Origin of the sequence: Ornatilinea apprima (genome assembly GCF_001306115.1) — a bacterium.
In the GTDB taxonomy this organism is placed as follows: domain Bacteria; phylum Chloroflexota; class Anaerolineae; order Anaerolineales; family Anaerolineaceae; genus Ornatilinea; species Ornatilinea apprima.
In genome coordinates this window covers 19,151-41,102 of sequence record NZ_LGCL01000014.1, presented here as the reverse complement: position 1 = coordinate 41,102, position 21,952 = coordinate 19,151, and the positions used below count along the sequence as shown (strand labels likewise).

Annotated in this window: 23 protein-coding genes; 5 read left to right on the top strand and 18 right to left on the bottom strand. The window is 61.0% G+C overall.

Annotation, left to right across the window (positions count from 1 at the left end):
- The first annotated feature begins 7 nt into the window (after window positions 1-7).
- Complete coding sequence (locus ADN00_RS03205; protein ID WP_075061510.1) at window positions 8-1,468, top strand: phosphoglucomutase/phosphomannomutase family protein; 1,461 nt, start codon at window positions 8-10, stop codon at window positions 1,466-1,468.
- A 139-nt stretch (window positions 1,469-1,607) separates the two neighbouring features.
- Here ADN00_RS03205 and ADN00_RS03200 read toward each other — a convergent pair whose 3' ends face one another.
- Together ADN00_RS03200 and ADN00_RS03195 are read right to left on the bottom strand one after the other, a co-directional pair.
- Window positions 1,608-2,780, bottom strand: coding sequence for a sigma-70 family RNA polymerase sigma factor (locus tag ADN00_RS03200; RefSeq protein WP_236691468.1), 1,173 nt, complete (start codon window positions 2,778-2,780; stop codon window positions 1,608-1,610).
- Window positions 2,781-2,855: 75 nt separating this feature from the next.
- Window positions 2,856-3,338 (bottom strand): YceD family protein, encoded by a 483-nt coding sequence (locus tag ADN00_RS03195; protein ID WP_075061508.1) that lies wholly within the window; start codon window positions 3,336-3,338, stop codon window positions 2,856-2,858.
- Window positions 3,339-3,451: 113 nt separating this feature from the next.
- On the opposite strand from ADN00_RS03195, the gene rdgB reads away from it, so the two are divergent.
- On the top strand, window positions 3,452-4,060 hold the full coding sequence (gene rdgB, locus ADN00_RS03190) for an RdgB/HAM1 family non-canonical purine NTP pyrophosphatase (protein ID WP_075061507.1): 609 nt from the start codon (window positions 3,452-3,454) through the stop codon (window positions 4,058-4,060).
- Window positions 4,061-4,385: 325 nt separating this feature from the next.
- Here rdgB and ADN00_RS03185 read toward each other — a convergent pair whose 3' ends face one another.
- From ADN00_RS03185 to ADN00_RS03145, 9 genes are all read right to left on the bottom strand, one after another.
- On the bottom strand, window positions 4,386-5,042 hold the full coding sequence (locus tag ADN00_RS03185; RefSeq protein WP_075061506.1) for a hypothetical protein: 657 nt from the start codon (window positions 5,040-5,042) through the stop codon (window positions 4,386-4,388).
- 49 nt (window positions 5,043-5,091) lie between these two features.
- Window positions 5,092-6,144 (bottom strand): hypothetical protein, encoded by a 1,053-nt coding sequence (locus ADN00_RS03180; protein WP_075061505.1) that lies wholly within the window; start codon window positions 6,142-6,144, stop codon window positions 5,092-5,094.
- 47 nt (window positions 6,145-6,191) lie between these two features.
- The gene (locus ADN00_RS03175) at window positions 6,192-7,916 is read right to left on the bottom strand and encodes a glutamate mutase L (protein WP_075061504.1); all 1,725 of its coding nucleotides are present in this window, start codon (window positions 7,914-7,916) and stop codon (window positions 6,192-6,194) included.
- Window positions 7,917-7,933: 17 nt separating this feature from the next.
- The gene (locus ADN00_RS03170; RefSeq protein ID WP_075061503.1) at window positions 7,934-8,614 is read right to left on the bottom strand and encodes a hypothetical protein; all 681 of its coding nucleotides are present in this window, start codon (window positions 8,612-8,614) and stop codon (window positions 7,934-7,936) included.
- Between the two features lie 5 nt (window positions 8,615-8,619).
- Complete coding sequence (locus tag ADN00_RS03165) at window positions 8,620-11,109, bottom strand: zinc ribbon domain-containing protein (RefSeq protein ID WP_152966241.1); 2,490 nt, start codon at window positions 11,107-11,109, stop codon at window positions 8,620-8,622.
- A gap of 2 nt (window positions 11,110-11,111) precedes the next feature.
- Window positions 11,112-11,711: a hypothetical protein gene (locus ADN00_RS03160; RefSeq protein ID WP_075061501.1), complete on the bottom strand. Its 600-nt coding sequence runs from the start codon at window positions 11,709-11,711 to the stop codon at window positions 11,112-11,114.
- Window positions 11,711-12,469 (bottom strand): DUF6754 domain-containing protein, encoded by a 759-nt coding sequence (locus ADN00_RS03155; RefSeq protein ID WP_075061500.1) that lies wholly within the window; start codon window positions 12,467-12,469, stop codon window positions 11,711-11,713. The genes ADN00_RS03160 and ADN00_RS03155 overlap by 1 nt, the downstream gene beginning before the upstream one ends.
- A 5-nt stretch (window positions 12,470-12,474) precedes the next feature.
- On the bottom strand, window positions 12,475-12,663 hold the full coding sequence (locus tag ADN00_RS03150; protein ID WP_075061499.1) for a hypothetical protein: 189 nt from the start codon (window positions 12,661-12,663) through the stop codon (window positions 12,475-12,477).
- 77 nt (window positions 12,664-12,740) lie between these two features.
- The gene (locus ADN00_RS03145; RefSeq protein WP_075061498.1) at window positions 12,741-13,481 is read right to left on the bottom strand and encodes a PIG-L deacetylase family protein; all 741 of its coding nucleotides are present in this window, start codon (window positions 13,479-13,481) and stop codon (window positions 12,741-12,743) included.
- A 150-nt stretch (window positions 13,482-13,631) separates the two neighbouring features.
- Here ADN00_RS03145 and ADN00_RS03140 point away from each other — a divergent pair, with 150 nt between their 5' ends.
- Entirely contained in the window at window positions 13,632-13,937 is a 306-nt protein-coding gene (locus ADN00_RS03140; RefSeq protein WP_075061497.1) for a hypothetical protein, read from the top strand.
- 71 nt (window positions 13,938-14,008) lie between these two features.
- On the opposite strand, the gene ADN00_RS03135 is transcribed toward ADN00_RS03140, so the two are convergent.
- From ADN00_RS03135 to ADN00_RS03105, 7 genes are all read right to left on the bottom strand, one after another.
- A complete protein-coding gene (locus tag ADN00_RS03135) occupies window positions 14,009-15,004 on the bottom strand; it encodes an ABC transporter substrate-binding protein (protein ID WP_075061496.1) in 996 nt (331 codons plus the stop codon).
- A 24-nt stretch (window positions 15,005-15,028) separates the two neighbouring features.
- A complete protein-coding gene (locus tag ADN00_RS03130) occupies window positions 15,029-15,793 on the bottom strand; it encodes an ABC transporter permease (RefSeq protein ID WP_082389842.1) in 765 nt (254 codons plus the stop codon).
- Window positions 15,790-16,563 carry an ABC transporter ATP-binding protein gene (locus tag ADN00_RS03125; RefSeq protein WP_075061495.1) on the bottom strand — a complete coding sequence of 258 codons (774 nt, stop codon included), beginning with the start codon at window positions 16,561-16,563 and terminating at the stop codon, window positions 15,790-15,792. Before ADN00_RS03125 ends, ADN00_RS03130 begins: the two co-directional genes overlap by 4 nt.
- A 1-nt stretch (window position 16,564) precedes the next feature.
- A complete protein-coding gene (locus ADN00_RS03120) occupies window positions 16,565-17,695 on the bottom strand; it encodes a pyridoxamine 5'-phosphate oxidase family protein (RefSeq protein ID WP_075061494.1) in 1,131 nt (376 codons plus the stop codon).
- Between the two features lie 644 nt (window positions 17,696-18,339).
- The gene (locus ADN00_RS03115) at window positions 18,340-18,531 is read right to left on the bottom strand and encodes a hypothetical protein (protein WP_075061493.1); all 192 of its coding nucleotides are present in this window, start codon (window positions 18,529-18,531) and stop codon (window positions 18,340-18,342) included.
- 38 nt (window positions 18,532-18,569) lie between these two features.
- Window positions 18,570-19,487 (bottom strand): sortase, encoded by a 918-nt coding sequence (locus ADN00_RS03110; RefSeq protein WP_152966240.1) that lies wholly within the window; start codon window positions 19,485-19,487, stop codon window positions 18,570-18,572.
- A 62-nt stretch (window positions 19,488-19,549) separates the two neighbouring features.
- On the bottom strand, window positions 19,550-20,125 hold the full coding sequence (locus ADN00_RS03105) for an HD domain-containing protein (RefSeq protein WP_075061491.1): 576 nt from the start codon (window positions 20,123-20,125) through the stop codon (window positions 19,550-19,552).
- 128 nt (window positions 20,126-20,253) lie between these two features.
- Between ADN00_RS03105 and ADN00_RS03100 the strand changes: the two genes are divergently transcribed.
- The gene (locus tag ADN00_RS03100; protein WP_075061490.1) at window positions 20,254-20,844 is read left to right on the top strand and encodes a carbonic anhydrase; all 591 of its coding nucleotides are present in this window, start codon (window positions 20,254-20,256) and stop codon (window positions 20,842-20,844) included.
- Window positions 20,845-21,053: 209 nt separating this feature from the next.
- The gene (rpsB, locus tag ADN00_RS03095) at window positions 21,054-21,923 is read left to right on the top strand and encodes a 30S ribosomal protein S2 (protein ID WP_075061489.1); all 870 of its coding nucleotides are present in this window, start codon (window positions 21,054-21,056) and stop codon (window positions 21,921-21,923) included.
- The last annotated feature ends 29 nt before the right edge of the window (window positions 21,924-21,952 follow it).

Below are 21,952 nucleotides of genomic sequence, written 5' to 3'. Positions count from 1 at the left end.
TTAACGCATGACAATCCACTTTGGAACCGACGGCTGGCGTGCCGTCATCTCAGATACTTTCACGTTTCATAACCTGCGCCTGGTTACTCAGGCCGTCGCCGACGCGGTTGCCTCTCCGCATTGGATGAATGGCAACGCCCCCGAGCCCGCCCCCGACGCGAAAAAGATGGTGGTGGGTTTCGACACCCGCTTCCTCTCTGACCGCTATGCCAAAGAAGTGGCGCGCGTGCTGGCCGCCAACGGCTTCCGCGTCTACCTCAGCCAGGCCGACGCCCCCACCCCCGCCATTTCCTACTCGGTCAAATATTTGGGCGCCATCGGCGGCGTGATGATCACCGCTTCGCACAACGCGCCGCGCTATAACGGCGTCAAGCTCAAATCGGCACGCGGCAACTCGGCCTCACCCGAACAGTGCCGCCGTGTGGAAGTGTATCTGAATGACAACGAGCAGCAGGGCCGCGGCCCCAACCTGATGGATTACGAAAAAGCCACCCAGGCCGGTTTGATCACCCGCTTCAACCCCATCCCCGCTTACTACGATCACCTGCGCGAGCTGATCGACATGGATACCATCTCCGAAGCCAGGCAGCGCGTGGTGGTTGATTCCATGTACGGCTCCGGGCGTGGTGTGATTCGCGGCATTCTGCAAGGCACCGCCTGTGAAGTAACTGAAATCCGCGGCGAAATGAACCCCGGTTTCGGCGGCGTGCACCCCGAACCGATTGGGCGCTACTTGGGCACCCTGGCCGGCGCCATCAGCACCGGGCTGGGCAACTTTGGCCTGGCCACCGACGGCGACGCCGACCGCATTGGCGCCATGGATGAGCGCGGCAACTTTGTGGACCCGCACAAAATCATGGCTCTGTCCCTCAAGCACCTGGTCGAAAAACGCGGCCTCAGCGGTTCAGTTATCCGCACCGTCTCGACCACTCGCATGGTCGACCGCCTGGCCGCCAAATACGGCTTACCCGTGCGTGAAACGCCGGTGGGCTTTAACCACATCGCCGATTACATGATGAAAGAAGATGTGCTGATCGGCGGCGAAGAATCCGGCGGCATCTCCTTTAAGGGGCACATCCCCGAAGGCGACGGCATCATCATGGGCCTGCTGCTGCTGGAAATCGTCTCGGCTAACCGCACCTCGCTCTACGAACTGGTGGAAAACCTGCTCAAAGAAGCCGGCCCGTCCTTTTACGAGCGCCGCGACCTGCGTCTCAGCCAGCCCGTATCCAAACAGATCATGGTGCAAAAGCTGGTCGAAGAAGCCCCCGCACAAATCGGTGGCGAAAGCATCATCAATGTTGGCACCACCGACGGCGTTAAATACCTGCTTGCCGACGAATCCTGGCTGCTCATCCGCCCCTCCGGCACCGAGCCGGTGCTGCGCGTTTACGCCGAAGGCCGCTCAGAAGAGATGGTCAAAGCGCTGCTGGCCTACGGCGGGCAGATCGCTTCCAGCGTATCCTGATCCCTCTCCACGATCACAAACCCGGCATCCCCGCCTCAGCGCGGGGATGTTTTTTGCTCACTGCCACAAAGGGGTTAAAACCATCTCCCCCATTTTCGCTGGGCTTGCCGAAAATGGGGGAGATGCCAGAGGAAAACCTCTACAAATATTCTCTCAACTGCCGCGCCCGCCGTGGATGGCGCAGCCGGCGCAGGGCTTTGCTCTCAATCTGGCGGATGCGCTCGCGCGTCAGGCCGAATTTCTGACCCACCTCTTCCAGCGTGTAGGTGCGGCCGTTCTCCAGCCCAAAGCGCAGCCGCAGAATGCGCGCCTCGCGCGGCGGCAGGGTGTCCAGCACCTGCTCAATCTTCTCACCCAGCAGCTTGGAATACGCGCTCTGCATCGGCGTGGGCGTTACCGTATCTTCCACGAACATGCCCAACTCAGCTTCTTCACCGTCGTCATTGATTGGGCTTTCCAGAGATAGTGGCACCCACGAAACACGCAGCATCCAATCCACCTTCTTGATCGGCAGCTTTAACGCCCGCGCCAGCTCGTCTGTGTTCGGCGCGCGCCCCAATTCCTGCTCCATCTCGTGCGACTTGCGGTACAACTGGCGAATGCGGTCGGTCATGTGCACCGGAACGCGAATCGTACGGCTCTGGTCGGCAATCGCGCGCGTAATCGTCTGGCGAATCCACCAGGTGGCGTAGGTTGAAAAGCGGAAACCGCGCCGGTATTCATACTTCTTCACGGCTTTCATCAAGCCCAAATTACCTTCCTGAATCAAATCCAGAAACGGCACGCCGCGCCCAATGTAGCGCTTGGCAATGCTCACAACCAGGCGTGTGTTGGCCTTAATCAGATGCTCACGCGCCTCCTGCCCGTCAAGAACCACCTGCTCCAGTTCCACGCGCATTTCGGGAGTGCAGTTGCCATTCAACCCTTTCAACTGCTGTTGGGCTTCTTCGCCGCCTTCAATGCGCTTGGCCAGAAAGATTTCTTCATCCACCGAAAGCAACGGAACGCGGGCCATTTCTTTCATGTACAGCCCAACCGTGTCGCTGGTTGATATGGCGGTCATGTCCACATACGGATCATAATCCGCGCCATTGAACAGATCACCCTCATCATCCGCGAGGTCATCATCCACCAGTTCAACCCCGCGCCGGCGCAACGCGTTGATCACTGTATTCAACCGCTCGCTGTCTTCCCCACCTTCGGGGTAGATCTGCATCAGGTCATCCATCGTCAGGTAACCAACCACATCCGCTTTTTCCAGCAGAATATGAATAATATCCCCCATGCGAGTGCGTTTACTTGCAGTTGCCAATCTACCCCTCCTATCGCTCAACCTACTCGCGAACGCTGCACACGTACGGCACCTACAGCACGTATGTTTTCGGCTTCAATCCTGGCTGGAGCTTCCATGCTGGTGCTCACAAGTCGATGCATTCCAATCTTCCCCACAGATCGGGCACAGCCCCTTGCAGTCTTCACGGCAAATAGGGCGGATCGGAATTTCAAGAATCAGATACTCCCGCACCAACGGTCCTAAATCAATATACCCATCGGGCGGCACCAGCAAATTCGACTCCGTAATACTGCGCTGATCAAACGCGTACAGCTCGCTGAACGTCGTTTGAAGAGGTTGCACAAACTCTGCCAGGCAGCGCACACATTCAGACGTTACCATTGTCTCAAAATCCCCCTGCACAAAAAGCCCTTGCTGAGTGCGGGTTACCCTGGCTGTTCCCTTAAAATCATGAAACTCCTGGTCGGGATGATAACGAAGCGTGGGAAGTTCAAACTCAAAATCCCGGTTCGTTCCAACCGGAGCGTTAATCAGAAAACCAATATTGATTCGCAGCGGGAAGCGAGAAAAGTTCACAGGCAGTTTGTAATATAATGATCAGTATATAAGTGCTCACAGGCATTATAGCATAGTGGAATCATCTAGTCAAGTTTATATGATTAAATTGATAAAAATGGAGGATTTTAACAGTGCCTACCCCCCTCTTAATCGCCACTTCAAACCCCGGCAAACTGCGCGAGCTGCAAGCCCTGCTGGTTGACCTGCACGACCAGATTCAGCTCCTCTTGCCCGCCGACCTCAACCTCTCCCTGGAAGTGGTTGAAGACGGCGACACCTATCTGGAAAACGCCGTCAAGAAAGCCCTCGCCTACGGGCAAGCCAGCGGCCTGCTCACCCTGGCCGATGACTCCGGCCTGGAAGTGGACGCCCTCAACGGCGCCCCCGGCCTGTTTTCCGCGCGCTACTCCGATAAACCCGGCGCCACCGACGTGGACCGGCGCATTCACCTGCTCGACAATCTGCACTTCCACCCTCGCCCGTGGACGGCGCGCTTTCGCTGCCTGGTGGCCCTGGCCAGCCCCAATGGCGAGCTGCGCCACAGCGAAGGCATTTGCCCCGGCGAAATCATCCCCGAAGAGCGCGGCAATAACGGTTTTGGCTACGACCCCATCTTCCTGCTCAGCGAGCGCGGCAAAACCATAGCCGAGCTCAGCATGGCAGAGAAGAACACCCTCTCCCACCGCGCCCGCGCGGTTCACGCCGCCATCCCGCTCATTCAAGAGCTGATCAGCCGCTAGCATTGGTTGGTAAGTATTAAAAGAGAAACCCATTCTTCGGTAGGGTGTGGGAGTCAATCACCTTCATGGGTAAGGTGGGTGGAAGGCGGGAAAACCATTTCAAAGGTAAACCAGCGTATTGGCCCGCCTGAAACCCACCAATGGATTGATCAACGGCGGGTTTCGGGCGGCTTCATAATGGTTTTACCTTAATGCCCGTTGACCCGCCCTCTACACCGCCCTACAAGAAAAACCCCAATAGAAAAGGCCTGGCTTCCGCCAGGCCTGAATCGACATTCCTTCCCCGCTGACCAGAGAGGAGCAAAAATAAGCGCTATAGCGCCAGTTAACTGGCCGCCGCGCGCAGCCGCCGCGAGAGCGCGATCACTGCCACCAGCAGCACCGCCACACCCAGCAGGCCGGGCAGGCCCACCTCATCCGCGAAACCCGTGGTAGGCAGCGCGGTGGGTGTTTTGGCCGCCGCTGTTTGTGTGGCCTGGGTGGCATTCGGCGTGGTGCCGCCCCCGGCCGCCAGCGTCAGCAGCGCAGAAACGGTTGCCGTGCGCGCGTTCAAATCGGCTCCCGCGCCAATGCCGTCTCCTCCAGCCTCCGGTTCGGGCGTCTGGGTCGAGAACACTACAACCGGCGTTTGCGTGGCCGTCCCCGTGGGCGAGGGCACAAACTGCGCCGTGCCGGTTGCCGCCATTGCCTGGGCGAACGCGCCTTCGGTGGCCGCCACCGACGTGGCCGTATTGGCCGCGTTGATCTGGGCAGCCTGTTCTGCCATAGCCGCGTTGCGCTGCGGTACAATGATCAGGGCAAACACCGCCATGGCAATCAAAATCAGCAAAAAGATCGCCCCCAGCACGCCAACCGCAATCACAAACGTGCGGTTCTGGCCGCGCTTGGGCTGGGGCGGCTCCTCGTCTTCAAAAACAGGTTCGGGCTGGTTCGAGGGTTCTTCTTCGAAATCATCAAAAATATTGTCATTGAAATCGCTCATCGCTGCTTCTCCTTCTGGTACAGAAATCAGCCTGTATCGTTTGCTCTGGTTATTCTAGCACATCCAGGTTTACGCTGGGTACTGTGTGAACTTCGCCATTTTCCAACCGCACACGCGCGGCCGGCGCGCGCAGCCCGTTGGGCAGCGCCGTTTGCCCCGGCAGCATTTGCTCAATCGACCCTACCGCCCCCACCCACGGGGCGAGCGTGAGGCGCACTTTTCTGCCGGCTTGCAGAGCGGCCAGGTCTTGCGCCACTTCGCCCTGCGCCGGCAGAGGGATGACCAGTTCGGGCCGCTCACCGTGGAACGCGTCCCATCGCGTGGCATTCAGGCACACCTCGCGCTTTTCGCTGGTCGATAGAATGCGGAAGGCCGGCGTGCTGATGGGAATCTGTCCAAACCCCTCCAGAACCATCACCGGAAATTCCAGCTTCTCGGCCAGCGGGATGAGGTGCGCGCTGATGCTGCCCAAAATCAATCCGCGCAGGTGAATATCGCGCGCCATCTCCAGCGCAGACGCCTCGCTGCAGGTTCCAGCCAGTAAAACCGCCCCACGCATGCTCACATCCAACAAACTGCTGGACAGGTCATCGGCGGGCGATTTCGCCAGCGAAATCAGCAGCCCGTTGCCAATCTGGTTATTGCCCCATACCCCCTGAAGAAGCGCCCCGTGCGTTTCGATCACCACACCCTGATCGGCAATCACTTCCGCCACGCGCCCATCAAAACCGGCGAAAATCTGCGTTGGAGGAGTAACTGCCTCGATCAATACCTGCCCGCCCATCACCGCCAGAATCACCCCGTCTTCGGGTGAGACCAGCACGCGCTTGAACAGACCGCCCTTTTGGGCAATCAGATCGCCCTTTTGTATTTTTTCCCCCACTTTGCGGTCGAACACCTGCTTCAGGTCTTCGTCCGCCGAAAGCTGCAACGCGCGCCGCACATCCAGCAAGACATGCCGTTGGTGGCTGGCCGTCTCGGCTACCACGTCGGCAGCATGCACTTCCTGACCGGCGCGCACCAGCACCTTCCCCGGCGCGGGCAGCAAGCGCACGCGGCGGATCAAGGTAAGGGGTAATATGTGGGTAACTGGCGTCTGCATCTGGTTTGCCTCTTAGAATATTGGATGCAAATTTCGTACCAGCATCCTTAACGCAATGCCGCGGACCATTTCTTCAGCAACTCAATCCGCTTGGTTTCATCATCGCTCGTTGGCAAAGGCCGGCCGCGGGCGTCAATCACCGCCCCGCATAAGCCGCCCACCACTTTATAGTTGGATGGAACGCGCTGTCCGCGCGCGCCCAGCTCAGCCCGGTTCAAATGATCTATGTGCAGGCGCGCGGTTTGCCCGCTCTGCAGCGGAAGCTGCGTCAGGCTGCCCTGTTTTACCTGCAGACGGATTTCTTCTCCGCTTTCCATTTCCAGGCGCGCGTTCATAATCACCGTGCCGGCTTTGGCGCGGCTGGCCGGGCAAATCACTGTTCCCAGCACCTGAAACGCGCCGCTTTCCATTACCTGTACCGGCAGCATGCGATCCACTTCGGCAATCGCCCCCAGCGAAGCCGCCAGGCCGTTGGGGTCAATCACCAGCGTGGTTACACCCACCGGCTGCAGGCCATCCAGCAGCATCATCAGGCTCTGGGCTGGCGTCGCCGCGCGCGCCAACACCGATCCGCTGGCCAAAATCGGCTCAAAAGACATCCAGCGCCCATCCCAGCGCTCTCGCAGTTGCTGCATGCCCTTGCGCAGAATCTGGCGCGCCACCGCCTGTTCCACCGCCAGGCTTTCTTCCGTCATGGGTATGCCGGCCGGGGTAACACTCTTTTGATACAGATAATCGCGCAGCGCGTTGGGGGTCATGGAAAACGGAATAAACCGGATGATTTCTTTCAGGTCTTCTTCGGCCTGCATGGAAAGAATCGCCCGCCCCAATCCCTGCGGCAGCACTTCAACGGTCAGGTGACCGGCCTGCGCGGCCGCCACGGCAGTCGATTCCGCGCCCACATCCACCCCCAACACCCCGCGTGAATGGTCATACAAACGGCTGAAAAAGCGGATCATGCGCCCAAAGGCGTGCGCGTTGGGCAGGGGCGGCGCGGAGCATACCTGCGCCAGCGAGCGAAAACCGCCCATTTGCTGACCGCGCAGTTCGGTAACTACTTTGGTTAGCTCCATCTCCGCCGCGCCCAGGCTTTCCACGTCCACACTGGGGCGCACATTGGCCGCGGTGTGAACCCGCGTGTATTTTTCCAGTCCGGCTTTGATCTTCTTGGCCAGCACCGAATTGCCCGCGTACAGCACCTGCGGGCGCTTGTCTTGCGGCAGCACCCGGCAGGCCATCGCCACCAGCTCGGCCAGCTTCAGCACCGAGCGGTTGGCCCCGCTTTCGGTTCCGCCCGCCAGAATCACCAAATCGGGTTTCGCTTCCAGAATGGCATCCAGGCGTGCGTCTGTGCGCCGCCGGTCATTCAGCCCAATTGCTTCCACCACCTGGCCGTATGTGGTGCGGATCAAATTCCGCGCGCTCTCCAGCGAAACGTCTGGCAGCAGCCCGGCCGTCACCACGCGCAGCTCTGGCCCCGCCGAAAAGGTCATCACCAGGCGGTCTACCCCGCTGCCGTCCGGCTTGCTGGGCAGAATCAGGCTGGCGTCTTTGTCGGTGAATACCCGGCCGGTGATCTCCTGCAGATGATCCAGCGCCTGGTGCACGCATTCGCCCGCATCGCGGAACGGCGCGTTCACCGTGCTGCGCGCCGTGCCCACCGCGATGAAATGATAATGGCCTTCCACCATATCAAACAACAGCGCGCGGGTATAGGCGGACCCCAGGTCAATCGCCAGAACAGAATCGGCATCAACGATGGATGAAGTCATAAGCGCTCACTTAACAATCAGCCTATCAATCCTTGAATCACCTGCAATATAAATTCCAGGCGGTCAATCAACGCGCTCAGCGCCGCCGCGTATACCCCCGCGAACAGCGCGCCCAGGGTAATAGCAATGAACACCTCGCCAACTCTGGCCAGTCCATTCACCCAGGCCGGGCGCTGCGCGGGCTGGTTCGGTTTGGCGCGAGCCGTAAACTGAAAATAAGCCAGGGTTCCCACCGTGCCGGTCAGCATGACCGCCGCTTCGGCAAACTGCAAAACAGGATTCTGGCTGGGGGCTGCCGCGCTCAGGTCAAACACCTGGATCGCGCTCAGGGTTTGCCGTACCAACGTGCCCATCACTGCCCCGCTGATCATCACCGCCGCCCCCGCGCCCACCAGATAACCCATCGGCAGGCTGCCTACCACCGCCAGGCGCGGAACCAGGCGCGCCAGCAGCAAAACGCTCAGCACCAGCGGAATCACCGCCAGGGCGCGCTCTGCCGGGCTGCCTTCCAACAAAGGCCACACCAGGCGCGGCAGAATCACCTGGTAAACCAGCATCACCGCCGCGAAACCGGCCGACACGCCCACAAACAGGTATGAAACCAGGCGAAACAACGGGTTATCGCCCAGCAGAAAGCTTAAAACCAGCACAGTGAGTGCAAAACTGGTAATCGTCCACACCGGGTCAAGCATTTGCATGGTTGCTACGCCTCACGTCGCTTATTGGATCGAGAAAAGACAGTGGTCAGCAGCCCCAGCGCCATTCCCAGCAGTAAAATCACCACCGCGGCGAACATCCCGGCCTGGTAGGCGCTACGCACCGCCCGCGCCCCGCCCGAGATCTGCGACAGCTGCTCATACGCCATGCCGCCTTCCACCCCAGAGATCAGCCCATCCACCTGCCCGGACTGTACATACGGCGCCAGCATCGGCGCGGATTGCGCGCTGCTGACCACCAGCAGCGGCGCGCCGCTGAGCGCCGGCTCCACCTGTTCCACCCAGGCCCGTCCGCTGTCCACGCTGTCGGTCATCACCAGCAGCAGGTCAAAATCATCCAGGCTGTCTTTGCCGCTCAACAGTCCGCTGCTCCACACCGGCTGCCCGTCGAGGGCCGAATTCAGCCCATAACGCGCGGCTTGCTGCGGGCGCGCGGCAAACTGCTGCAGCGAAGTGATTCCGCCCGGCAGGTAGCCCATGTTCACCGATTGGGCTTCCGCCGCCAGCGGGATGCCCGGCAGGCTGGCGGCCTGGGCAAGCAGGTCCTCGCCCATCACCGGCCCGGTGGAAAGCGTTGAAATCAGCGCGATCTGCGCGTCCTTCTCCAGCAGGCGGCGCATCACCGCCGCGGCGGCGTAGCGCATTTCACCCGCGTAGCCGGGGGCGTAATCCACCGCCACCAGCACCGCGGCGCCGTCTGGAACGGCCTCCAGCGCGGTGTGGAACTGGGCCGCTTCCGCTGGAACCGCCACCGTTCCCATGGTGCTGCCAGGGGCCACAATCAGCATGCCCACCAGCACCGCGGTCAGCAGCGCCGCCAGCAGCAGGCGCACAAAGCCACGCGGAGCGCGCGCGCTTTCGCGTTTAACCGCCTGGGGTTGGCGCTCGCTGGCAATGGTCTCTTCCAGCAGCGCGGCCTGTTCGCGTTGTTTATCATTGGCTTTCAAACGCGTGGAGTAGATGGGCGGTTTGCGGTAGCGCACGGCCAGGTTCTCGGCCGGCAGAATACCCTGCAGCCCCGCCAGCGGACCCATCGACTCGGTTCGCGCTTCTTTTTCTTCATGCGGCTTCTGCGGGGTTACCGCTTCCACCGGCCGCATCGCCTTCAGCCAGCCCGGCATTTCACCAGGGGCCAGCTCGGCCTCTTCCGCGGCCGCCGGGGCTTTTTCGGCTCCCTCATCCGGCGCGCTAAAATCATCCTCACCCAGCCAATCAGGGATATCCTCACCTGTGAAGGGCAAGGCCGCTACGCTGGATGGTTCCATTTCTTCTTCAGGAATTTCCATGATAAACGGCTGGGGGGCTGTGCTTTCTTGCCCGCCGGCCGCTGGGTGCGGTTCAGGTTCCAATTCTGTAAAGACCAGGCTGCCCTGTGCTTCTTCCTCCACGCCCTGCGGAATTTCCGCCCCAGACGGGACAGGCTCGCTGGCCTGCAGTTCAGCCTCGTCCATCTCAGCCAATTCGGCCTGCAGGTTTTTCAACCAGTCTTCTTTTTGCTCTTCCACCGCTTGCTGCGGGCTGCCGGGCTGCTCTTCTTCCCCGGCTTCGTCTGCCAGGCCAGCCCCGGCCAGCAGAGCGGCCAGGCCGGCGCTGATGGCTTCTTCCGCTTCCAGCGGCTCCGACGCGGATTCTTTTTTCGTGAGTTCGCCCAGCCAATCGGGCAAAATGGATTCTTCCTCGCCCGCTTCCCCTTCAGGCGCGTGGCTCAGGCTTCCTGTTTGATCCAGCCAATCGGGCAGGCCGCTGTCTCCCTGCTCGAACGTTTCTGCCGGTTCGGTTTCCGGGAGGTCCAAACCGTGATTCAACCAGCCAGGGATTTCTTCGTCGGCCGCGGAAGCCTTCTCCGCCGGCGTGCTGGCCAGGCTGGCCAGCCAATCGGGCATTTCTTCAGCTTCCTCCGCCGGTTTCTCCTCCGCCGACAGCAGAGAATCGGCCCGCTGTTCCCAGGTCTCTTCTTCAGCGCCGAAAAATGGTTTTTCTGCCCCGCTTGGTTCGGGCTCCAGGTCGGTAAACGCCGAAAGGCGCTGCGATACGTCCTGCTCGCCCAGCGATGGCTCAAAAGGCTCTTCCGCTTCCGGCTCCGCCGGGCTTTGCTCGCCTTCACCGCGCAGCATATCCAGCCAGCTGGTCTCATCTTCACGCGCTCCGGCCAGCCAGCTCTCCATGCCCATCGGCGTTTCGGGTTCAGTTGGCTCAGGCGTCTGGCTGCCCGGCTGCATCGAAGCGAGCTGCTCTTCCACCCGGTCGCGCTGGCGCAGGCGATTCAACCAGTCCGGCGTGTCTTCGGCTTCCTTCGCCGGCTCCTGGCCGGGTGAAAAGGCATCCAGGTCGCGCAGCCAGTCCAGACCTTCGTCTGGTTTTCCGCCCTCTGCCGGCGTCAGGTTAACCGGCTTGAGCTGCGCCTGGCAGTGCTGGCATACCTCTGCGCCGGCAGGGTTTAATTTTCCACACATTGGACAGCGAATTTCTTCTGCCATAATCACCCGCTATATGGGCGGTCGGCCCCCAGTAAAATGCGCAAACCGGTCATCACACTGCCGGCCGCTACGCCCAATAAGATCCCGCGCGCGCCAGCCATCGGCAGGCGCTGGAGAAAGCCAAAAACGTTACCCGCGGCGGGCAAAAATCCGCTAAAGAGGAACAAAAACACCACCGCGCTGATCACGAAAATTACTGACATCAAATCCCTGCGGCGCTGCAGCAGGCGCAGGCTGGCATAAGCCAGGCTGAACGCCAACAGAGCCAGCAGACTCATCTCCACCGGGGCCTGAATGGCTGTTACCACGCGCTGGTAATCGGCGTTGGCCGGTGTCAACCACAAACCAGCCGCCAGCGTAACCACAAACGCCAGCAGCAGCGCCAGGCTGTACACATCGCGCTTCCCGGCGGACGTCAGCTTGCGCCAGTGCGCGCTCACCAGATTGAGAATCGCCACCAGCCCGGCCACGCCAGCCAGAATGGCCGCCCAGCCCACCAACACTTCACGCAGATTCTGCAGCACCGCCACCGGGATGAAAAACCCCAGCAGCACGATTAACCCCACCGCAATTGCCACAGCCGTCGATACAGGTGACTTCATTAGAAACCACCTCCCATCACAGCCAGCGCCAGCCTGGCCAGCGACCCCAGCACCAGCACGCCAATCAGCACCCAGCGCACCACATCTTGCGCGCGCACGCTGGCCTGGTGCATCGGGCCAGACTGCAGATACGCCGGCAAAGCGAATAATTCTTCTCCAATCAGCGGCTCTTGCGCGGCGGCAAACAGCGCCGCCTGGGCGGGCAGCGAGTCGCTGGCGGCCAGGGAAAAGCCGTCCACACGCTCCACTTCCTCGCACATCAAGGCCGCTTCCGGCCCAAAGTGGCCGACCAGCACGTTGGTGTACACCTCTTCACCGCGAATCACCGGCAGGCTGCCGGCGATATAAGAAAAATCGGTTGGCCCGGCCAGGCGGCCCAGGTCGCGGTTATACTGGTCGAGCTGGTTGCTCTCGCGGTACACCGCGCGCAGGCTGTCCTGGCTTAACAACGCCAGGCCGCCGTCGCCGCTGGTGGCCACCGGCGGCTTATCGCTCACCGTGCTCACCTCGGCCAGCCGCTCTAAAACACTCAAACCCACCAGCGCCGAAGCGCTCTGCGGGCTGACAATACTGGCTTTTCCCAGGGAGATGTGCAGGCGTTTTCCATCTTCCACCGCCAGGCCAATCGCGCGCCGCAGGCGCTGCACCCCGGGGATGGCGCGCAGCCCGTTCCCCGGCCGTTTCAGCACAGAAAACAAAAAGATCAGCGCCGCGCTGAGAAAAATAATACCCAGGCCAATCAGCTTGTCTACGCTCAAGCGGATCACTCCTCCCTTAAATATTGAATAAACGAACGGCTTTCCCGTTCATCTTCCAGCAGCAGAGCCAGCGCATCCCACTCTCCGCCGCTCATCGAGCGGCCTAAAAACGGCTGGCTGAGATACACACCCTGCGCCGCCAGCACCCGCAGCGGACCGCTGGCTTCTAACAGTGTGGCAACAAATTCTTGCATCTTCCAACGTTGCAAGAAACGCGCCCATTTATTCCAGTATGTGTGTCCCTGCATAGTATCAGTATAGCACAAACAGTCTATTTTTTAACATTCGCGCGCCACAGCCGCTTTCCCCCATCCGCGTACCAGTACGCCTCCAGGCTCACTCGCATATCGCTTTCACTTTGCCAAAACGTGCTGATCTGCGAACGGTACGCGGCGATCGCGGTCTGCCAGGCGCTCAACGCCTGCGCGCTGACCGTGTACGTCACTTCCGTCCAATCTGGCGAGATCAAGCTGTCCATCGCGCCAGGATGGCGCGCCGTGTACGGAAATTCAGGGTAATACCACAACTCATGCGGCAGTCGCTCGGCGATGGCGCGAGTCATACGGTGATCGGTGTGCCCGCCCACCCCCATCGGGCTGACAACGCGCGCATCCGCGGGCAGTTCGCTTTTCAACTGCCCGGCCAGCAGCGGCACCAGATTCTCTTTATAGGGTGAAAGCGGCCTGAACAGGTCTTCATCCGCGCGAATCTGAAAATCTCCACCCGGCTGGCGCCGGTAGATGATATCGGGCAGACCAAAATGCTGCCATTTCACCCCCAGAATCTGGCAGGCCTGCTGGTCTTCTTCGCGCCGCGCCGCCACCGGCTCTTTTAACAGCTTCCAGCGCGCGTGCAGTTGTGTCGCGTAGGTAGAGATCTTCCCCGGCGGCGGGTCGCCAGCGCACAGCGTCCAGACTTCCACATCTTCTCCCGCGCTGCGCTGCTGCCAGATAATCCCGCCGCAAGAAAGAACTACATCATCCAAATGAGGCGAAAGGTAAATCCATTTCACTCTTTTGTTGTACCATAAACGGACACAAAATATTCATCGTTTTCGCGTAAAAATCCAACGGCATGCCGGGCTTTACAATATTGAAAAGCAGCCACCGGTTTTATGGTACACTTTTCTTATCAATGCCTGTCTGCCAGGAGGGTTTGCATCATGGGTTTTTTAAGTGATCTATTGTTCCCCCCCATCCCCAGCGGCGCGCGAGAGGAAGTGGAGCGCCTGGTAAAAGAGCTGGTGGAAATTGGCCCGCGCGACGATTTTCTCTCCGAGCGCCCCGGCCGGCCTTTTAATAACCAGTGCCGCCACATCCGCGGGGTGGAAATTGGCAAGCGCCTCAACGACCTGGGTGGCTATAACCTGATGGACTATGTGCTGCGCCGCGTGCGCCGCAAACTGGGCAAAGAGCTGGCCGCTCACCTGGAATACTGCTGGATGGGCATTGGCTCCTGGTTAAGCTGATCCACTCCCTTATCCATTATCCAAATAAAAACTCGCCCGCGGACCTTTAAATCCGCGGGCGATTTTCTTGCTCACTTCAGCGGCTGCTGGGCGGCCTCCCACACCTGGTTGGTGAAGACCGTTTCCACATCCACCGCCGGCATGGCCTCGAACTCGGTCAGCATATCTGCCAGGCTCTGCCACTGTTCGGCGGTCTGCCAGCCCACCCCCTTCCACTCCGGCGCGGAAGAATTCGCCTCGGCCAATTCACTCTCCAGCATATAGCGCATGTGATCGGCGTCCGTCTCCGGCCCGGCGTATTTCAGCACCACTTGGACCGCCTCATCGGGGTGCGCCTGGGCATATTCAATGCCCTTCAACGCCGCCCGCAGAAAGCGCGCCAGCATTTCCGGTTTTTCTGCCAGCACCTGGTCTGAGGTTACATACGTCAGCCCCAGCGTGGGCACGCCAAAATCGGCCGCGTCCCACAGCGTCACCTCATAGCCCCACTGGCGCAGCAGATAAGGCTCGTTGGACTTGTACACCGGGTACACATCCACCTTGCCTTCCGCCAGCAGGCGCGGGTCAAAGCCCACATTCACCAGTTCCACCCGACTTTCATCCACCCCCGCCAGTTTCATCAGCGCCAGCAGATCCGGCGGCGGCGTGCCTTTGTAGCCCACCAGGCGGCCTTCCCAATCCTTCGGCGACTGCAAGCCGCTCTCCGCCAGCGCCGCGTAGGCCTGCTGGCCGCGCTGTCCGATCAGCGCGAAAGACACCAGCGGCAGGCCGGGATCGGCGCGTCGTTTGAGCAGCACCGCCGCGTCCTGGGTGGTTACGTCTACCTTGCCCGTCGCGGTGAGCTGCAGGTGCTCACCGCCGCCCGGTGAATGCTCAATCCGCACGGTCAGGTTCTCTTCGGCAAAAAAGCCCTTTTCCTGGGCCACATACACGCCCACAAAGGGCAGGTTGGCCTGCGGCTTGTAGCCGGCCATAAAAACCATCTCCGCGGGGGGCGGCGTTTCTTTCACCGGCGCACAGCCGGCCAGCAGTCCCAATATAACCAGAAGGAAAGCCCATCTTTTCATCATCCCTCACCTTGGTTTCAACGCTTACAGCGCGGGTTCGGCCAGCCAGAAAACCGCCCGCCGCTCCGCCCAGTCCAACAGCCGGTAGGTTGCCGCGCCAGCCGCCGCCAGAACAAAGATCGCCGCGAACAAATAGGGTAAATTCAAATTGGAATACGCCAGCCACATCGTGCGTCCCAGCCCGCCGGAAGCCCCCGTCCATTCCGCCACCACCGCGCCAATCAGCGCCAGCGGCGCGCTGATCTTCAGCGCGGCGAAGAGATAGGGCAGCGCCGAGGGCGCGCGCAGGTGAAAAAACTGTTCCCGCTGGCTGGCGTTCCACGAGCGGAACAGATCTACCAGCGCCGCGTCGGTGTGATTCAGCCCGCTGAGAATATTCACCAGCACCGGGAAGAACGTCATCAGCGCCGTGATCAGCACCTTGGGCAGCACGCCAAAGCCAAACCACAGCGTCAGCAGCGGGGCAATCGCTACCAGCGGTGTCGATTTGACCAGAATCGCCAGGGTCATCACCCCGCCTTCCAGCCCCGGCCGCAGCGTCAGCAGACTGGCCAGCAGCGCGCCCGCCAGCACACCAAGAATCAAACCGGCCAGCGCCTCGCCTAGGGTGATCAGCGAAGCGCGCGCGTACAAACCGGCGTTCGCAACCAGCACCTGTGCCACCCGGCTGGGGGCTGGCAGCAGGTAGGCCGGCACATCCAGCACGCGCACCGCCGCCTCCCACACCAGCGCGAAACCAGACGCCATCAACAGCGCCGCCCGCCCCGAGCCTGTCCGTGCCGCGCTCACCGCGCCTCCAGCAGTTCATCCGCCGCGGGCAGGCCCTGCAGCGCGGCGCGCAGCTGCCGCAGCAAAGCCTGGTAGGCCGCGTCGCTCTCCACGCGCGGGCGCGGCAAATCCACCGCCACATCCGCGCGCAGCCGCCCCGGCGCCGGGCTGAACACCACCACCCGGTCGGCCAGGCGCAGCGCCTCGTGGATATTGTGGGTTACCCACACCACCGTCGGGCGCAGGCGGCCCCAGATCTCGGCCAGCTCCAGCGTCAGCCGCTCGCGGGTCAGCTCATCCAGCGCGGCAAAAGGCTCATCCATCAGCCACAGCGCGGCTTCCTGGGTCAGCAGGCGCGCCAGCGCCAGGCGCTGCTGCATCCCGCCCGACAGCGCGTGCGGATAGACCCCGGCCGCGTCCGCCAGCCCCACCATCTCCAGCGCCTCCCGAGGAGAAAGCCGCGTCTCGCGCTGCACGTTGTGAAAGCGGCCGGCCAGCTCCACATTTTGCAGGGCGGTCAGCCAGGGCAGCAGGGCCGGGCTTTGCGCCAGCCAGGCGATCTGCCGCTGGGTCACGGCATGCGCCGGGGGCTGTCCATCCAGGGTGATCTGCCCGCGCGTGGGCTGCAGCAGGTTGGCGCACAGGCGCAGCAGGGTAGACTTGCCGCATCCGCTCGGCCCCACCAGAGCCACAAACTGCCCTTCCTCTACCGTCAGGCTCACCCCCTCCAGCGCCGGCCGGACGCTGCCATTTCTGAACTCATGCGAAACAGACATTACCTGCAAGCGCATGCTACCCTCCCGCCTCGCCGCCGGGCAGCCCCTGGTAGCCGCTCAGGCTTTCCGGCGCGACGCGAAACACCTGCCCAATCTGCCCGGTCAGTCCAAAAGACGGCTGCCCCAGGTAGCGGCGGGTGAGCCGTTCCACCAATCCTTCCAGTTTGCTTTCGGAGAGGGAAACCTGCTCCGCTCGCCCGCGCACAACCACGCGGCGCAGCGGCGGCCAGGGTTCATCCACCGTCAGCGATACGCTCGGGTTGTTCAACACAAACGCCGACCACTGCGAACCGGCCCAGGCAATCATTAAAAACGCCTCGCCGTCCCATTCCTGCCACACCGGAATCACATGCGGGTGGCCGTCCGGGCGCACACAGGCCAGCCGCGCCGCCCAGGGACCCTGCAAAAAGGCCTGAATTTCTTTCGGCTCCAAAGAGCGTTTGCGTTCCACACGCGGCTCGCTCTGTTCCTGGTACGGAGCGTAGATCACCGCCCCCAGCTGGTAAGAGATGTGCGCCGCCGAGCGGCGCAGCTCATCCAGTTCTTCCTCCAGCAGCATTTCGGGTGGGCGACGAAATCGCGGCGCGCTCAACACCAGAGCCGCATGCGCCTGCCGCCCGTCGCGGCACACCGGCAGCGCCAGATCCAGGCTTTCGCCGCGCGCGGCCAGGGTGTAACCGTTGGCGCGCGTCTGCGCGTCGGGCGGGTTTGCCAGCACCATCCGCGCCGCTTCTAAATCCGCGTACAGCTTGCCCGGCGTCAGCACACTGCGCACCGCCTGCACGCTCTCCACCTGCGCCAGCACCAGGCACTGCCCGCCTGAGAGGGTAACCAGCGCCAGCGATTCGCTGCGCGCTGTCCGCCCGGCCTCCTGGTAGAACGCGCTTAACAGGTCATGCGCCGCCGGAGAGGGCTGCGCCAGCCGCCAGCTTGCCAGGCGCTGGCCCAAACGGTAGCGCCCGCGCCGCTCCAACTGTTCCACATAACCCAGCGTCTTCAGCGTGCGCAGCAGCAAAAACAGCGTGCTGCGCGGAATCGCCAGGTGCGGCAGCATCTCCTGCGGCGACAGTCCCTCAGGCTGGTCGAGCAGCAGCTCGATAATTTTCAGCGTGTTCTCCGCGGTGGGAACCAGGTTTTCTTCCGCCATCATCCTCTCCTTTGGACTATAGTCCAATATAGCAGACGAAGAAACAGCCGTCAATATGGAATATTGATCTGCCTGTCCGCAACACCACCTTACAGCAGAGTCTCGTTCTTTGTAGGGTGCGGCGGCGCCGCATCGTTTTCGTCAAATGGAGGGGCATCATCTCAAACCCAAGTCACCTCCCCTGGCTTGCCGGGGGAGGCCGGGTGGGGGCATTAGAATCACAAACCTTGCCCGTCAATGATGAAATCGTCGGCTTTCGGGCGGCTCAATAGACACCCCCTCCAGGAACTTCACATGCCCCTTCAACGCCGAGACAGTACGTCCACTCAACCCCAAGTCACCTCCCCTGGCTTGCCGGGGGAGGCCGGGTGGGGGCATTAGAATCACAAACCTTGCCCGTCAATGATGAAATCGTCGGCTTTCGGGCGGCTCAAAAGACACCCCCCTCCAGGAACTTCACATGCCCCTTCAACGCCGAGACAGTACGTCCACTCAACCCCAAGTCACCTCCCCTGGCTTGCCGGGGGAGGCCGGGTGGGGGCACTGCCGTACCGTCTTCGCCAAGTTGAGCAAGCCGCGGGAACCGCTTAAACGAAAAAGAGGCTGGTTTCAGCCTCTTCCATTTCTCAATTTCAACGAATCACTTACAGCACAAACGAGAGCGCCACCAGCACCACAAAGAACACCACGGCCAGTGTACCAATGCGCTTCAGGTCTTTGATAATATAGCTGTAATCGGGGTTAAACTCGCTGCTCACCGAAACGCGCCCGCGGCTCGCCACCGGCGCCGCGCTTTCCTCAACCCGCGATACACTGCGTTTTTCTTTTTTCGCCATACCTGTCACTCCTCAAAGCTATGATGCCGAATTATAACTCAACTTTCCGCTTTTAGATACGCGCTGACCACAATTCGCTGGTTGTCCACCAGATAGGGGTAGCACGAAATCAACGTAACCACCGGATCGGCCGTGGGCGCCATCACCTCCACCTGGGTCGGCTCAACAATTTTCGTCTCTTGCACCACATAGGTATAAGTGCGCTGGTTGGTGAACAGCACCACCTCATCACCCGGATTCAGACGGTCGAGGTCGCGGAAAATTTCACCAAACACATCATTGTGCGCCGAAAGCACCATATTGCCGGTTTGCCCCGGGTTGGGCGTGCCAATGTGCTGGCCCACCCCCTTCTTCAACTGCTCCCAGCCGTCGCCCTGCACCACGGGGTGATCCACCCCGATGGCCGGAATTTGAATGCGCACCGCCTGCTGCGGCCCCGGCGTGGGTACCGGAATTTCTGCCATACTCTGCACCAGCGGGCGCAGGTGTTCGGGAATCTCCGCTTCGTTGGGCTGCACACCACCCGCCGAGTTCGGCGGGGTATGCCCCGAAGGCAGCACCACTGCGCTGATCAGCGGGGTGGGCGTCAGCGTGGGTTGCGCCATTGCCGCCGAGACTTCTTCATTCAAAGACCGCACCAAATTGGCCCCGTTGAACAACACAAAGATCAGCCCCGCCACCGCCAGGCCTTCCACCAGCAGCAAAAAGCGCGAGAGCCAGGTCTGCCGCTTGCTCGGGCGGCGGGAAGGCCGTTCGTCTTCTGCCTCTTCCTCGAAAATCGGCGCGCTGCGCAGATCCACCAGTGAAATCGGGCCGCCCGCATTTTCTGCGCGGATCACTCGCCCGGTGCGCCGGTAATGGTCCATCCGCCCGCGCCGCTCTGTCCGGCGTTTTTCCACCAGCAGTTGGCGCAGTTCACTGACCGTCAGGTCCTCCACCGATCTCTTGCGTGCCAATCTCTTCTCCCAAATGCTCAATTCTTCTGAGCCTATTATAACATCCGTGTTTCATTCAGCGTTCAGGCCTGCCCGGCCAGCCGCTCCAGCTCGCTCACCACCAGGTCTAATTCTGCTACCAGCTTGCGCGGACCGCGCTCGCGCGCCAATTCAACAAAAGAGCGCAGGTACCACAGCGTGCCGTCTTTCCCGCCGCGGAAGCGCGGCCACAGCGCCTCACCCTGCTCGCGGTAGTCGGCCAGGTAACAGCGCGCATTGTGCAGCTTATCCGCGCTGGTCACCAGCAGCACCGAGCCATTCGCGCCTGCCAGGTGCTTCAGGTGCGCCTCTTTACGCTCGCGCCAGGGCGGCTTGGGGCTGCCTTCGCAGTCCGAACAGCCTTTCACAATCTCGGCCACCCGCGCGCCAAACCCGCCACGGATCTGTTCCAACACCTCATTCCCCCCGCGATCTTCCACCGCGTCGTGCAGGAGCGCGGCGATGGCTTCATCCTCATCCCCGCCGTTTTCCAGCACCAGGCTGGTAACCGCCAGCAAGTGCGACAGGTATGGAACGCCGCTGCCCTTGCGTGCCTGGTCTTCGTGCAGCCGCGAAGCGAACACCAAAGCGAGCCTGAACCGCTCTCCCAGTTGAATCATGCTTGCCTCCGCGAAATAATCAGGTGATACGATTATAGTATGTTCAGCGCAAATTCCCTACAGCCAGTTTCATGCGGATGCAGTACAATAGGCGCAAACTTCGTTAGGGATCACAGGAAAAAATCTCTATGAGCGCGAAACCTCAAATAACATCCCAGGCGGCTTTACAGCAGCTTCAAGAAGGCAACCGCCGCTTTGCCGCCGGAACACCTCTTCACCCCCATCAGGATGAAACCACCCGTCAGCGCCTGATCAGCGGACAGTCGCCCTTTGCGGTTGTTGTAGGCTGCTCCGACTCGCGCATACCGCCTGAAATTCTCTTCGATCAGGGTTTGGGTGACCTGTTTGTGGTGCGCGCCGCCGGCAACCCCGCCTGCGACATGGCCCAGTGGAGCGCCGAATATGCGGTGGATCATCTTGGCGCGCCCTTGCTGGTTGTGCTGGGCCATTCTGGCTGCGGCGCGCTGACCGCCGCCGTGCAAAATGCCGCCGCTGGGCAGCCCGCCAGCGGTCTGCTGGCCTTATTCGATTCCGCTGTGCGCGAAGCCCAAACCCGCTCCGGCGACCTGCTGGAAAACGCCATCGAATGTGAAGCCTGCCAGGCAGCCCAGCAGCTCGCTGAAAGCGGAACCATTCTACCGGCCGCCATTCAGGCTGGCAAATTGCTGGTGAAAGCCGCTATTTATCACCAAGACAGCGGCCTGGTCGAGTGGCTTTAGCGCTTCTCCTCGCGCCTGGCGCTGTTTTCTTCATCAATTAATTTCATTCCCACGCTGGACGATTCCAACGCATGTGTGATATACTTCTCCCGCTTAAAACCATTTGATTCCGCACGCCCCCCGACTGGCTTCTGCGTGCCGCAGACCGCTGTGGTGTGAAACCGGGCTGACAGGGGCGGAGGGTAAAAACGCAAAAGGAGATTTTGAAAATGGCTAGTGTAGTTTCTATGAAAGCGCTCTTAGAGAGCGGCGTCCATTTTGGTCATCGCACCAATAAATGGGATCCGAAGATGAAACCCTTCATCTTCACCGAACGCAACGGCATCCACATCATTGACCTGCAACAAACCGTCAAACTGCTCAACGACGCTTACAACGTTGTGCGCGACACCGTCGCCAACGGCGGCTCGGTTCTCTTTGTCGGCACCAAGCGCCAGGCGCAAGAAACCATCGCCGAAGAGGCCATCCGCAGCGGCAGCCCCTACGTTACCGAACGCTGGCTTGGCGGCACCCTCACCAACTGGATCACCATCCAGCAGCGCATCCGCGAGCTGGAACGCCTCGAGCGCATGCAGGAAACCGGTGAGATCAACCAGCTCACCAAAAAAGAAGGTCTGCTCATCCAGCGCGAAATCAACCGCCTTAAACTGCGCCTCAGCGGTATTCGCAACATGCGCAATTTGCCTGACCTGATCTTCGTTGTCGACATTTCCCGCGAAATGACCGCCATTCACGAAGCCAATCTGAAAGGCATCCCGGTCATCGCTCTGGTCGATACCAACTGCGACCCCACCAACATCGACTATGTCATCCCCTCCAACGACGACGCCATCCGCGCCATTAAACTGCTGGTTGGGAAAATCGCCGACGCCGTCATCGAAGGCCGCTCCATGCGTAAAGAAGAAGACATGGAAGCTGAAGAAATGGCTGAACAGCCCAAAGCTGAAGTTGCCCGCCCGCGCCGCCGCCTGGTCACCGAAGACATGGAAATGGACGACGATGATCTGCTGGGTGAATCCACCCTGGCCAAACTGGGCAGCCGCGAAGGTGGTATGGAAGAAGGCGAAGACGAGGAATAATTCCTGGCTTCGATAGAGAACTCATAGAA

What these genes read in the sequence shown, in the direction of transcription:
- ADN00_RS03205 (WP_075061510.1), top strand. Translation starts at nt 8, where the DNA reads ATGACAATCCACTTTGGAACCGACGGCTGGCGTGCCGTCATCTCAGAT.
- ADN00_RS03185 (WP_075061506.1), bottom strand. Translation starts at nt 5,042, where the DNA reads ATGAGCGATTTCAATGACAATATTTTTGATGATTTCGAAGAAGAACCC.
- ADN00_RS03180 (WP_075061505.1), bottom strand. Translation starts at nt 6,144, where the DNA reads ATGCAGACGCCAGTTACCCACATATTACCCCTTACCTTGATCCGCCGC.
- ADN00_RS03175 (WP_075061504.1), bottom strand. Translation starts at nt 7,916, where the DNA reads ATGACTTCATCCATCGTTGATGCCGATTCTGTTCTGGCGATTGACCTG.
- ADN00_RS03170 (WP_075061503.1), bottom strand. Translation starts at nt 8,614, where the DNA reads ATGCAAATGCTTGACCCGGTGTGGACGATTACCAGTTTTGCACTCACT.
- ADN00_RS03165 (WP_152966241.1), bottom strand. Translation starts at nt 11,109, where the DNA reads ATGGCAGAAGAAATTCGCTGTCCAATGTGTGGAAAATTAAACCCTGCC.
- ADN00_RS03160 (WP_075061501.1), bottom strand. Translation starts at nt 11,711, where the DNA reads ATGAAGTCACCTGTATCGACGGCTGTGGCAATTGCGGTGGGGTTAATC.
- ADN00_RS03150 (WP_075061499.1), bottom strand. Translation starts at nt 12,663, where the DNA reads ATGCAAGAATTTGTTGCCACACTGTTAGAAGCCAGCGGTCCGCTGCGG.
- ADN00_RS03140 (WP_075061497.1), top strand. Translation starts at nt 13,632, where the DNA reads ATGGGTTTTTTAAGTGATCTATTGTTCCCCCCCATCCCCAGCGGCGCG.
- ADN00_RS03135 (WP_075061496.1), bottom strand. Translation starts at nt 15,004, where the DNA reads ATGAAAAGATGGGCTTTCCTTCTGGTTATATTGGGACTGCTGGCCGGC.
- ADN00_RS03125 (WP_075061495.1), bottom strand. Translation starts at nt 16,563, where the DNA reads ATGCGCTTGCAGGTAATGTCTGTTTCGCATGAGTTCAGAAATGGCAGC.
- ADN00_RS03120 (WP_075061494.1), bottom strand. Translation starts at nt 17,695, where the DNA reads ATGGCGGAAGAAAACCTGGTTCCCACCGCGGAGAACACGCTGAAAATT.
- ADN00_RS03115 (WP_075061493.1), bottom strand. Translation starts at nt 18,531, where the DNA reads ATGGCGAAAAAAGAAAAACGCAGTGTATCGCGGGTTGAGGAAAGCGCG.
- ADN00_RS03105 (WP_075061491.1), bottom strand. Translation starts at nt 20,125, where the DNA reads ATGATTCAACTGGGAGAGCGGTTCAGGCTCGCTTTGGTGTTCGCTTCG.
- ADN00_RS03100 (WP_075061490.1), top strand. Translation starts at nt 20,254, where the DNA reads ATGAGCGCGAAACCTCAAATAACATCCCAGGCGGCTTTACAGCAGCTT.
- rpsB (WP_075061489.1), top strand. Translation starts at nt 21,054, where the DNA reads ATGGCTAGTGTAGTTTCTATGAAAGCGCTCTTAGAGAGCGGCGTCCAT.